This is a genomic window from Shewanella sp. DC2-4 (genome assembly GCF_013248875.1).
Taxonomy (GTDB): domain Bacteria; phylum Pseudomonadota; class Gammaproteobacteria; order Enterobacterales; family Shewanellaceae; genus Shewanella; species Shewanella oncorhynchi.
In genome coordinates this window covers 2,767,210-2,779,024 of record NZ_JABRVR010000002.1, presented here as the reverse complement: position 1 = coordinate 2,779,024, position 11,815 = coordinate 2,767,210, and the positions used below count along the sequence as shown (strand labels likewise).

Below are 11,815 nucleotides of genomic sequence, written 5' to 3'. Positions count from 1 at the left end.
CTTGTGGCATTTATTTTGCTTATTGTCCAGCCGAAATACCATTTTTTAAGCTTCAATAATAATTACACAGGATGTCACATGATGAACCATAAATTGAATAACAAACTTATCGCCATCACTTTTTTAGGGCTCGCAAGCTTAGGTCTTAGCGGCTGCGTGGTCAATGTCGGTGATGGAGAATCGGGTTGGGATAGCAGCGAATCTTGGGAGAAAGTGCAGGATAAAAATCGCACTAACTTAACCAAACTGAGTTTAGGTATGCCTAAAGACCAAGTGATGATCTTAATGGGCACCGCTGATTTTAGTGAAGCCTATATTCAACAAAGTGCTCAACAAGATGAAGCCAATAAAGAAGTCTTAGTGTTGTTTTATCGTACCCAGCGTAATAATGGCGATGGAAAAACCACTAAGGATGAATGCACGCCTATCGTGCTGAGCAACAATGCCTTAGTGGGTTGGGGTGAAACGGCTTACGGTAAAATCTGAACCAACGAGTCTTATCGTTTACGTAGCTGAGTGTCTAATTGCTCAATGGGCTCAGTCCAGAGGGCATCGGCTTCTAAACCTTCAATGATAAAGCTCTTTTGGGCAGGGGTCCAAAAGGGCGCTTGGCTTAAATGGATGTGATGGTCGATATCATGGGTTGCAATAAACTGCGCTATGGCCTCGTCGCTACTGTCTAAACCGAGTTGCTCAAACAAGTGGCTTAAGTCTACTGGAGTTGTATCCATCATTATTTCCTTTTCAGTATAGTGCCTTCGTTTAGAGTAAGCGCCTGATTGAAAAATGCAATCTATGATTAAAATTTGCACTTTTTAGTTTCCTTGGTAGATTAACAGTTACGCATAAAAAAGTGTGAGCTAAGTCAAGGAATGCTAACGATGGACAATGAAATTCTGGAGGACTGCCGCGCAGTCTATTTGACCGCGGAAGACTTACGCATTGCCGCTTCTATTCTCTATAACGCTTACCATGATGATCCTTTTTTTGTCGATTCACTCTTTACCTCAGACAAAGCCGCTTATGAGCAAAAATTGCGCGCCGCAATCAGGGAAGAACTCAATACGTTATGGCAACAAAAACAAGCCCTCATTGGTTTATTCGACCATGAAAGACTCTTTGGGTTAGCCTGTGTAGTTACTCAAGAAGTGCCTTTAGGGGAAGGGCGTTATTGGCATTGGCGCTTAAAGATGTTGTTAGGTACAGGTTGGCAATCGACTCAAGCACTAATGAACAAAGAGTCCAGTATTATTGAACTTTTACCCAGTAAGCACTGCGGTATTTTGCAGTTTATTGCTCTTGCACCAAATGAACAGCACAAAGGACTTGGACATAAGTTAGTGCAAGCTGTGGTGAGTTGGTGTGATGAACAGCCTGATTTGGATGGCATTGGTGTGTTTATCGCTCAGGAGAAACACTTGCAACTGTTTACTCAGCATGACTTTGTATCCATAGGCGAGCTGAGTATCGGCAGTGTCCATGGCCAGCTTTTATTCTATTCGGTTCAACAAGATGACTAACTCTTATAAACGTTTCGCCGATTTTTATCCTTTCTATTTATCCCAACACCAGCACCCGACTTGTCGGAAATTACACTTTGTTGGCAGTTGTTTAGTTCTGCTGCTGATTGGCATTGCCTTGGTTTCACAAGCCTGGTGGCTATGTTGGTTTATTCCTATTGTTGGTTATGGTTTTGCGTGGGTGGGACACTTCGTATTTGAGAAGAATCGACCCGCGACATTTCAGTATCCTTTTTACAGTTTGATGGCAGATTGGGTGATGTTTGCGCAGATGATTCGCCGCTTTTTTAAACGTTAAAAAAACTGCTCGAGTGAGATGCCCATGCCCGTGTGAGAGATCGCTTACAAACGTTGTAGGACATAATGTTTTCTTTTTGATTGTTTTTTGTCCTATAATATTTAATTTTAAATAGAATCATTGGGTTGTATTTGTTTTTCTTTGGTTGGTCCGTAATTAATTTTGTAGTCCGTTCTTTGAGCCGAACAAAAAAGTTAGGGTTAACGTAGAATTCACTCATGGCCAAAGCAAATGGATAGCAAGGAAAGCGAAACAGGCCAAAGGGACGCAAGAAGCAACGAATTAAGATTTCAAGGTTGAAATCGCTGACGGTAGGAAAACTGTCATTCGCCTCGGATAGGCTAAGGAAAAGCAGGATTGCTTTTCAAGGATGATTAGGGACAGTGAGTTGTATCGTCAGGATGATGAATTTCAGGAAGAATACAGGACACGCTTAAGGATTAAGCATGAACTCGAAACAGGATGTGTCGAGATAAGGATAAAGTATAAGGGTGAACAGCTTGTACTAATCTATGGAAAATAAATTTTGCAGGATGCAATAGGAATACGTCATAGGAAGTGACAGGCTCTGTAAAAAGGATTTACAGGTCAAGGGACTGAGTGTTATCTCACGTAAGTTTGATACACAGGGACGAAAAGGGATTACAGGGACGACGCAGGACGCAAGCAGACGCATGGATGGTGCAGGGAGCACAAATCGAGCAGGACGGCTTACAAAGGATAAATGGGGCGCACTTTAGTTGCGCCCTTTTCTTTGGTTCATTTTCAGCATTAATCTGGCTTTGCCAAGCTATAACGCTATTCACACAGACTTTATCTTAACTCTGCTTAAAGACTTCTCACCGTAAAGCATGTTCACCAGTCCTACTTCTCTTATTGCCCAATGATTTACTCTCTGTGTTGTCTGTGTTCTGGTCATGCGCCGAATGCTTGTCGAATTTTGAGCGATAGCGGTTTATGCATAAGTCCTCAGGGGAGACATCTAGCGTTTTGCTTACTTTTGATTCGAATTGCCATCTTCCGTGTAAGAGATCTCCTACAAGTATGTAAGTAATTTGTAGGTTCAAAGGATGGTTATGTCTTGGGGGTTGTTATTATTTATATTCATATCAGTAGGTTAACCTGTTTGTTATCAGTTGAGCTCACCATTTTTGTTAACATTTTAAATAATCCACAATGAGTACTTTCGTTGGTTGGCGTAGAATTCATCTTGTAGAAGGAATTGCGGGCAACAGGATGTTGGCGATCAGGATGATCGAACAGTGACTAAGGAATGTGACTTAAGGAAAGATAGGGATATAGGCCTTTCAGGATGAAAGAGAGCCAATACCAAGGAAGGGAGACTATCAAGGATTGATAGACTCATTGCATAGGATGGCAATGGCACAGGGAGTGCAATTGAATGGATGCAATACCCGTTTCATGGATGATGATGGAACCGCTCAGGAAAGAGCAAGCTTGGGACTGGATGACCAAGAGATAGGGAAGTACATGAGTACAAGGACCTCAAGGATTGAGCAGGGATGAAGCAGGACGCAGATTGACGCATGGATGGTGCAGGGAGCACAAAAATAGCGGGATAGCTTAACAGAGAATAGGAGGGCGTGGCTTTAGGGCCGCGCCCTTTCTTTTTTAACTTTTACAGTGAGTTATTTTGTAGCACCAGAGAATGACTGATTATTCTCAATTCTGGCTCACATTTTATTTGAGCCAACATTGTCGATAAAAGCTTAATGGCATTTGCCTGAGTTACAACCACTTTGCGTACCACACCCGCCAAACTTACCCTGTGACGTCGGCGCTTCATGCCATTCGGGCTCTGGGAAGATAGGCCATTCAATCTTTTGAATTTTCTTGCCTTGCATCCAAATATGGCCACGGTATTGGTTAATGCCGTCGGTGCTGAATTCAAATAAATATTTCGCCTTCCAGCAGATCCCCGTCGTGCCGCCAATGCTAGGGCGGGCAGTTTCCATAGCAATGGCTAACAGTTGCACTTTTTGTCGCCAACATTCTTTTTCGGCAAAAATACGGCTCAACTCTGCCATTTGGCGTAGTTGCCAAAAGAATGCGGCAATCACGACGAGGCCAATAATTAACAGTAAATCTGACATCATTTGCTAGCTGCCTTAAACAAACCACCTATGGCTTGTGATAGTTGAACACTTCGATTGGGATTTCTTAATTCGCCTAGTAGTTGATTGCGCAAACTAGGAATTGCCACAATATCAGCAAAGACCTGATTAAAAAAGGCTTGGGGCTGCAGTGCCAGAGCTTCTAAGTAAAGACTGCGACTTGAATCTTGTTTTAATACCGACCAGTTACGTCCGGCAATGCTGATGAGGGCATTGGTATCTAAAGAGGATTGGCCGTGTAGATGCGCAAACGCTTTTTGGCTGTGTTTGGCGCTAGAAGCCAAAGCGCGAAGGAAATAGGCTTGGTGTTCTGGCGCTGCGTCTTGAAGTTTCGCGAGAATCTTATCGGCGAGAGTGTCGCTAATCAGTAAGTGTTCAAGACATTGGCATAGGGCGATTTGCACTTCAATGGCGGCTGTATTAAAACTCGATACCAAGTGCTGCTCATGATCAAATTCTTTTGCGCGTACACACACATCGGCTATGCCTTGCATCCCAATATGTTGCCATTGTGATGGGGCAACTTGGCCTGACAGATATTGCACGGCAAACTCGTATTGTGATGAAGCGCGTTGGCCAAGTTGTTTACGAACGAGTGCGTTAAATACGGCCAGTTTTTCCTGGCTTGGCTTGAAATTAAAGGGATTATTTGCGAGTCGTTCTTGCTGCTCATCACTGAGCGGCTGAGTGGGATCTTGCCCTAGTGCCGCTAATATCATTTCGATAAATTGTGAGCGAGGCGCGGGCGACAGTAATCCTTGCTCATCTAACGCCAGTTTTAGAAACCAAATAAAGTGCTGCTGGCTAGCATCCCAAAAGACAATAGCAAATTGTGCATGCCCTTGAATGGGATAAGGATAAGGGGCTGACAGAGATTCGATTTGGTGAAACGCGAGCATATCAATATGTTGCACCCTACGGCCAAGATCATACACTTGGAACTGGGTTTTGGCTGTGGTTAAAAACTGGCTTAAAGTTGTAATTTCAGTCATTTGGCTGCCATATCAATCAAAGAGGCTCAATAAATTGGCGCCATTATAGGGGGAAGTGCGTCTGGATGGTATGATTGCGGCACTTTAATCGACCTATTCGGCCAGTGAATTGTGGGAAGTTTTCGAATCACACAGGGCTAATATGAGAATGGATCTGAAAGCTATGTTATACAGTCAAACCCAAGCTAAATTGGCTCAGATTACTCACGCGCTGCAAGCGGCCGAGTTGTGGTCTGAGCAAGCGCCTTCTGCCGCAGCAATGGCAAGCACAGCACCTTTTGCCTGTGATCTTATGCCCCTTGAGCAGTGGCTGCAGTTTATTTTGCTGCCTAGAATGCAGACTTTAATCGAAACGGGGGCGCCATTGCCGACGCAAATTGCGATTGCCCCTATGGCTGAACATGTTTGGCAGGATATGCTCCCGCGCCAAACTTTAATTAGCGTATTGAATGAATTGGATATGTTGTTAAATGAATCAAGATGATATCTGGCTTGAAACGCCTGAAAATGCAGTGAATGTATCCCAAGAGGATGATTTAGAAGAGCAGGCGCCTGAGATTGAAATTCTTTATGAAGATGAGCACTTAGTGGCAATTCATAAACCCGCAGGCTTATTGGTCCACCGCAGTTATTTAGCGCGTCGGGAGCGATTTTTTGCCATGCAGCTGACCCGTGACTTAGTGGGCTGCCATGTGTTTCCTGTACATCGTCTCGACAGGCCGACATCCGGCGTGCTCTTGTTTGCCAAGAGTAGTGAAGTGGCCAATGCTCTGTGTGAGCAATTTGCTTCCCATACGATTGAAAAACAATATTTGGCTTTAGTGCGCGGTAATATGCATGAGAGCGGTATTTTAGATTATGCGCTTAAGGTTGAGTTGGATGAATTAGGCGATAAGAATGCCGATCCTAACAAAGCCGCGCAGGAGGCTGTGACGGCTTATGAGCCATTACTCAATACTGAAATTCCGTATCCGTCAGGTCGATATCCCACTAGCCGATTCGCACTGGTACGCTTGAGTCCTAAAACGGGGCGTAAGCATCAGCTTAGAAGGCATATGGCACATTTACGCCACCCCATCGTCGGTGATACCACCCATGGCGACGGTAAGCAAAATGCATTTTTTCGTGAGCATTTCAGTATTAATCGCCTGTGGCTTATCGCAAAAAAACTCACCTTTACACATCCAATAACTCAAACTCGGCTCAGCATAGAAACCGAGCTCGAGTCCGAGTGGGAAACCGTGTTTGTCGAGTTAGGTTGGGACGAGGCGACCTTGAGTCAGCAAGCTGAGTTATTCATCGCCCAAGAGGCGTGAACAGCAAGCGGCCAATGCTTGATATGGTGATATCAACTTAGCCGCGTGAATAAAATTAAGTGCATTCACTTTGCTTTGTTATTGAAACTAAAGTCATCGAATTTAAAACGAGGTTGATTGCTTAATCGGGGAGTTGTGGCGTTTGTGCTGTTTGTGGCCGCAGCTCTTGCATCATGACGGCTAAGGTTGAGAATCCAGACGTGAGTGCAAGTGGCGATATGAGATTTTGCTGGGCGGAGTGGAAGTAGTTTTTACGTCGAATATGGGTTGTTTTGTGGTGCTGCTTGAGGTGTTTTTGGCGGGTGGACTGTCGCATTAGATATTTTCTCACGCTCAATGGCTTGATTTATAAAAAATTTGCGCCTTAGCTTGCTCATACGCTGAACAATAAAGTAAGGTCAGCCTAATAAGGTTTACAACGCGATGTGGAGTGTATCATGAAAAAGGTGAATCTGGTGTTTGGCACTGTATATGGTAGTGCACAATTTGCCGCTGAAACCCTAGAGAAAGAAATGCAAGTTTTAGGTTATGATGTCACATTGTGGCAACCTAATGAGGTAGTAAGCTTTATTCCTCCTCAGGATGAATTGTTAGTGGTGGTGACTTCGACGACCGGACAAGGGGACTTACCCGATGATATTCAGTCTTGGTACCATAATCTTAAACATCTAGCACCCTATTTACCTGAGCTTAGATACAGTGTGATAGCTCTAGGTGATTCAAGTTATGAGACTTTCTGCGGTGCAGGTAAGTCTGTAAATGCACTCTTGAGTGAACTTGGCGCTAAGCCGTTGGTGGAATTACTTGAAATTGATGCCTGTGAAACCATGGAACCTGAGGTTGAAGCGATAAAATGGCTAAAACGCTGGAATCAAGTCGTCAAAACCGAGCTCGTCGCTTAGGTAGTTTCGTCAATCTACAGTGGTTTAAATTTGCCCAGCGCTTAAGCCAAGCGCTGCTTATTCCTATTGCCATTTTACCCGCCGCTGGGGTTATGCTCGGCTTAACCGTTAGTCCAATTCCTTTTATGCCCGAAGAGCTGACAGTGCTGATGCTGGCGGTGGGCAAACTCATTTTCGCCATTATGCCGATGTTATTTGCCGTGGCTGTCGCTATTGGTTTTTGTCGCGATCAAGGCATTGCCGCCTTTTCGGCAGTGTTTGGTTATGGGGTGATGACGGCGACGTTAGCCGCACTGGCCGATTTGTATCGACTTCCAACCCAACCTTTATTAGGAATGGATACCTTAGATACTGGGATTGCAGGTGGCATGATGCTCGGTGGTATCACTTGCCTCGCAGTCCGTTGGAGTCAATATATTCGCTTGCCTGCGATTTTCTCTTTCTTCGAGGGCCGTCGCAGTGCATCTTTACTTATTATTCCCCTAGCGATGAGCCTAGGTTATGTACTCGCCCATGTGTGGCCACCCTTAGCTTTATTGATTGAGCGCGTATCTGACTGGGCGGTTTATCAAAAACCGGCCATCGCCTTTGGCGTTTATGGCGCATTAGAGCGGTTACTTATTCCCCTTGGCTTACATCATATTTGGAATGCGCCTTTTTACTTAGAGGTGGGCCAATATCAGTTATTGGGGCATGAAGTCGTTCGTGGTGAGGTGGCGCGCTATTTAGCGGGCGATCCGCAGGCGGGAAACCTTGCCGGTGGTTATCTGATTAAAATGTGGGGATTACCGGCGGCTGCACTGGCAATGTGGCGCTGCGCTGATCCCTCTGAGCGGAATCGCGTGGCGGGCATTATGCTCTCGGCGGGGGCGGCCAGTTGGTTAACTGGGGTGACTGAACCTATCGAATTTGCTTTTATGTTTGTGGCGCCGATTCTATTTATTATTCACGCCTTACTCACTGGGCTTGCTTATTTTGTTTGTATTATGCTGGATATTCACCACAGCATAGTATTTTCCCAAGGGCTGGTGGACTTTACGCTGCTATTTCCATTGTCCCGTAATGCCAGCTGGTTTATTTTCCTTGGGCCTTTAACCGCCATAATATATTACCTGTTGTTTAGACTGAGTATTTTAGCCTTTAATTTGAAAACTCCCGGTAGGCTTGAGCATAACGACAGTAAAGGACCCAAAGAAAGTTTACGGGCGATTATTGCGGCGCTCGGCGGGCGTGAAAATATCGTTGAACTTAATGCTTGTTTGACACGGTTACGCTTGAGCGTACACAAGCCTGAGTTAGTCAATAAGGTGCGTTTGAGTCAGTTGGGTGCTAAGGGCGTGATTGTTATGGGCAAAGGTGTGCAGGTGGTTTATGGCACTAAGGCCGAAACCCTGCGTAAAGTATTGCAGCGTTACTTAGATACTCGCCGCTAGGATTGTGTTTTTACAAAATTAACTGCTTAATTTTTACATTTTATTGATTCAAGCCTCTGAAATATCATTTTTATTTTCGCATTATAGGGTTTTCATACTGTTCAGCATGATTTGCTATGGCAAACTCGATGTAGGGACAATATAGGAGAGCCAACTTTGCAACAAATGACTGAAACTCGCGGCAATACTCCGCCATCCATAGAACGTAAAATCTTACTGACGGATTGCGCTGATGCCCAAGGCCTCATCGCTAAAATCACCAGTGTTTGTTTTACTCATAAACTGAATATCATCAAAAACAGTGAGTTCGTGGATAATGCCCAAGGGCGTTTCTTTATGCGAACTGAGTTAGAGGGCATTTTTAACAGCGAACAGTTATTGCAGGATCTGCGTGACGTGCTGCCTACGCAAAATCATATGACGTTAGTTAGCGCAGGTAAAAAACGTATTGTGGTGTTAGTCACAAAGGAAGCGCACTGTTTAGGCGATTTGTTAATGAAAGCCTATTACGGTGGTTTAAGTGTCGAGATTGCCGCTGTGGTGGGCAACCATGATGCACTACGTGAATTGGCAGAGAAGTTTAACATCCCCTTTCATCTGGTGAGCCACGAAGGCTTAGACCGAATTCAACACGAGCAAGCACTGTTGGCCGCAGTATCACAATATGAGCCAGATTATCTGGTGTTGGCTAAGTATATGCGGGTGCTAACTCCAGATTTTGTGGCGCAATATCCTAATCGCATCATCAACATTCATCATTCTTTTTTACCTGCTTTTATCGGGGCAGCACCCTATCGCCAGGCCTGGGAGCGCGGGGTGAAAATTATCGGTGCGACGGCGCATTTTGTGAATAATTGCCTCGATGAAGGGCCGATCATTAAACAAGACGTGATTCCCGTCGACCACAGTTATAGCGCCTTAGAAATGGCACGTGCTGGGCGTGATGTTGAAAAGAGTGTATTGAGTAAAGCGCTGCAATTAGTGCTGAACGAACAAGTGGTCGTGTACGGCAATAAAACGATCGTTTTCTAAGATGTAGGTGAGTCGTGGCAATGGCATGACATTCAGCGGCGTTTATTTTAACCCGCGTCGGTCATGAAATCAGCTATCATTATGTTTATTGGAGATTTTATAGTGCTCACATTGGGGTGAACATAGCGGTATAGTGTATTGCCCATGCTCGAATTACAGGTCGGAGTGCTGGATGTCAACTCGTCAAAGCCTTATCGTTGGAATGAAAGACTTGCCCGATAGTTTGAATTTATCTTGGGCACAGCTAGATGAGCAGTTTTGTGTGCTACGGATGAGCCAAGCCTTTTACAGCCGTTGCAAACGCTCTGCGGCGCAAATCATTAATCAACCCATTAGCCAATTGTTTAGTGCTTTTAATGCTGAACTATGCGCCGATATAGTGAGGCGACGCGGCCAAGAAATCGGTTTTCAATTACAAGATCATCGCGGCATACGTGTGCATCTCGCGCTGCATTCTTTACCTGAAATGGGATGGTACTTGATTCTATCCGACATCAATTTTGAAGATCCGCAGATGAAGGAGTTGCACTCGGATTATCGTCGAGCGATTCAAGCCAGCGATGCTTGGTTGCAACACATAGAAGATGTGATTAAATCCTCCCAAGAAGAAGTATTTAAAGTTGCAGTTTCTAAAGCGATGTCGCTCACTGGCAGTCGATATGGCTTTATTCTGTTGCATAACGAAAAGTTAAAAACACTCACACTCGCCGCGCGTTCTGAGTATCCCCACGCAGAGGCTAATCAAGCCGATTTTGTTGAAGATAATACCCAAGTGTCAGAACTTGAAAGCCGCGTATGGCTCGAATGTGTGCGAGATTATAAGCCGATCATCCAAAATCAAACCGACTCCCAAAGGCGCTTAGGGGATTTGCCCTTAGATAAACTGCTACTTGGAGGGCGTTACTTGGCGGTGCCGATTTTATTTCGCAGTCGCTTAGTGGGCATGCTGTGCGTGGTCGACCGTAACGAGCCTTATAGTCGTAATGATGCGAGATCATTACTGACTTTTGCCAGCATTTTATGGCACAGCATTGAACTACCACGCACATTACGCGCAGTATCCCGCCAGTCCAAAATCATTAAAGCGCAAAAAGAGCAATTATCTCAATCGTTAACCCAGCTTATTAGTGCTATTTCTGAGGCATTAGAACTGAAAGATGCCTATACCGCAGGGCATCAAAAGTCGGTGGCGCAATTAAGTTATTTGATTGGTGAGAAATTAGGTTTAGACCCGCTGCGTTTAGAAGGGCTGAAGATTGGTGCCTTAGTTCATGATATTGGTAAGTTAGCGATTCCATCACAGATTTTGACAAAACCGTCAAAACTTTCAAAAGAAGAATACGCATTAATACAGACCCATCCGCTCCATGGTGCTGAAATTATTGAAGATGTGGAGTTTCCTTGGCCCATTAAAGAGATGATTTTACAGCATCATGAGCGGCTCGATGGCTCAGGTTATCCCGCGGGCTTAAAGGATAAGGCCATTTTATATGAAGCGAAAATTATTGCCGTCGCCGATGTTGCCGATTCGATATTGTCCCACAGGCCTTATCGCCCATCGTTAGGGCTGGAGAAAATGACTGAAGTGCTGCGTGCGGGTAAAGGGACACTTTTTGATCCTGAGATAGTCGAAACCTGTTTAGCGATTTTGATTAATCGAGAGTTGAGTATTAGCGATCATATCGGCGCTGCGCCGCTTGAACCTTTAGTCACGATTTCACTCGACCATGAGTTAGTTGATATTAAGCGTTTACTTACGACTGCCCATGCTAAGGTGGCCGTGGTATTGGATGAGCAACATAAGATACTTGGGGTGATCACGAGTCGCTTACTGGAACATTGGTTTAGCCCATTACTTGGCACTGCGGCTGAGCGTGAACTGGATAGGGCATCTTTACATAAAAAAGCCCATCAGATCATGGAGCATTCAGTGCCTATTATCAGTGAGGTGGCCACATCGGAAGATGCATTACTGCAGTTGAATTTACTAGACTCAGAATATCTTGTGGTGGTGAACAAAGCGCAGCAGCCATTGGGGATTATCGGCTGGCGGGCCATTGCAATGACGAGAAATGCATTCCGTGAAGTAGAGCGTTTGATTTAAGTGTCTTATTAAACACTTTATTTTTAAGCCTGATAATGACAGCGCAACCGTAGGCTAAATTTTACCGACAATAAAAAAGATGC

Annotated in this window: 13 protein-coding genes; 9 read left to right on the top strand and 4 right to left on the bottom strand. The window is 44.7% G+C overall.

Annotated features, from left to right (window positions below; genetic code table 11):
- The first annotated feature begins 78 nt into the window (after positions 1 to 78).
- A complete protein-coding gene (locus HQQ92_RS13000) occupies positions 79 to 486 on the top strand; it encodes a DUF3192 domain-containing protein (protein ID WP_173245861.1) in 408 nt (135 codons plus the stop codon).
- A gap of 11 nt (positions 487 to 497) precedes the next feature.
- Here the strand turns inward: HQQ92_RS13000 and HQQ92_RS12995 are convergent, their stop codons facing one another.
- Complete coding sequence (locus HQQ92_RS12995; protein ID WP_028760620.1) at positions 498 to 731, bottom strand: DUF2789 domain-containing protein; 234 nt, start codon at positions 729 to 731, stop codon at positions 498 to 500.
- Positions 732 to 881: 150 nt separating this feature from the next.
- Here HQQ92_RS12995 and HQQ92_RS12990 point away from each other — a divergent pair, with 150 nt between their 5' ends.
- Positions 882 to 1,520, top strand: a complete 639-nt coding sequence (locus HQQ92_RS12990) for a GNAT family N-acetyltransferase (protein WP_173245858.1) — start codon at positions 882 to 884, stop codon at positions 1,518 to 1,520.
- Positions 1,513 to 1,818: a DUF962 domain-containing protein gene (locus tag HQQ92_RS12985; protein WP_131523812.1), complete on the top strand. Its 306-nt coding sequence runs from the start codon at positions 1,513 to 1,515 to the stop codon at positions 1,816 to 1,818. The genes HQQ92_RS12990 and HQQ92_RS12985 overlap by 8 nt, the downstream gene beginning before the upstream one ends.
- 1,730 nt (positions 1,819 to 3,548) lie before the next feature.
- Here HQQ92_RS12985 and HQQ92_RS12980 read toward each other — a convergent pair.
- Both HQQ92_RS12980 and HQQ92_RS12975 read right to left on the bottom strand, forming a co-directional pair.
- The gene (locus tag HQQ92_RS12980; RefSeq protein WP_105249728.1) at positions 3,549 to 3,935 is read right to left on the bottom strand and encodes a DUF3301 domain-containing protein; all 387 of its coding nucleotides are present in this window, start codon (positions 3,933 to 3,935) and stop codon (positions 3,549 to 3,551) included.
- Entirely contained in the window at positions 3,932 to 4,945 is a 1,014-nt protein-coding gene (locus tag HQQ92_RS12975; RefSeq protein WP_107946951.1) for a DUF3549 family protein, read from the bottom strand. Before HQQ92_RS12975 ends, HQQ92_RS12980 begins: the two co-directional genes overlap by 4 nt.
- A 163-nt stretch (positions 4,946 to 5,108) precedes the next feature.
- On the opposite strand from HQQ92_RS12975, the gene HQQ92_RS12970 reads away from it, so the two are divergent.
- Both HQQ92_RS12970 and truC read left to right on the top strand, forming a co-directional pair.
- Positions 5,109 to 5,429 carry a YqcC family protein gene (locus HQQ92_RS12970; protein ID WP_173245855.1) on the top strand — a complete coding sequence of 107 codons (321 nt, stop codon included), beginning with the start codon at positions 5,109 to 5,111 and terminating at the stop codon, positions 5,427 to 5,429.
- Positions 5,416 to 6,261, top strand: coding sequence for a tRNA pseudouridine(65) synthase TruC (truC, locus tag HQQ92_RS12965; protein WP_028760614.1), 846 nt, complete (start codon positions 5,416 to 5,418; stop codon positions 6,259 to 6,261). The genes HQQ92_RS12970 and truC overlap by 14 nt, the downstream gene beginning before the upstream one ends.
- A gap of 121 nt (positions 6,262 to 6,382) precedes the next feature.
- Here truC and HQQ92_RS12960 read toward each other — a convergent pair whose 3' ends face one another.
- Positions 6,383 to 6,577 (bottom strand): hypothetical protein, encoded by a 195-nt coding sequence (locus HQQ92_RS12960; RefSeq protein WP_081729053.1) that lies wholly within the window; start codon positions 6,575 to 6,577, stop codon positions 6,383 to 6,385.
- A gap of 121 nt (positions 6,578 to 6,698) precedes the next feature.
- Between HQQ92_RS12960 and HQQ92_RS12955 the strand changes: the two genes are divergently transcribed.
- The 4 genes from HQQ92_RS12955 to HQQ92_RS12940 all read left to right on the top strand — a co-directional run bounded on the left by HQQ92_RS12955 (position 6,699) and on the right by HQQ92_RS12940 (position 11,732).
- Positions 6,699 to 7,163 carry a flavodoxin gene (locus HQQ92_RS12955; RefSeq protein ID WP_028760613.1) on the top strand — a complete coding sequence of 155 codons (465 nt, stop codon included), beginning with the start codon at positions 6,699 to 6,701 and terminating at the stop codon, positions 7,161 to 7,163.
- A complete protein-coding gene (locus HQQ92_RS12950) occupies positions 7,115 to 8,596 on the top strand; it encodes a PTS transporter subunit EIIC (RefSeq protein ID WP_173245852.1) in 1,482 nt (493 codons plus the stop codon). Before HQQ92_RS12955 ends, HQQ92_RS12950 begins: the two co-directional genes overlap by 49 nt.
- A gap of 165 nt (positions 8,597 to 8,761) precedes the next feature.
- Positions 8,762 to 9,628, top strand: coding sequence for a formyltetrahydrofolate deformylase (gene purU, locus HQQ92_RS12945; RefSeq protein WP_173248665.1), 867 nt, complete (start codon positions 8,762 to 8,764; stop codon positions 9,626 to 9,628).
- Positions 9,629 to 9,800: 172 nt separating this feature from the next.
- Complete coding sequence (locus tag HQQ92_RS12940; RefSeq protein WP_168823188.1) at positions 9,801 to 11,732, top strand: HD domain-containing phosphohydrolase; 1,932 nt, start codon at positions 9,801 to 9,803, stop codon at positions 11,730 to 11,732.
- Positions 11,733 to 11,815 lie beyond the last annotated feature (83 nt).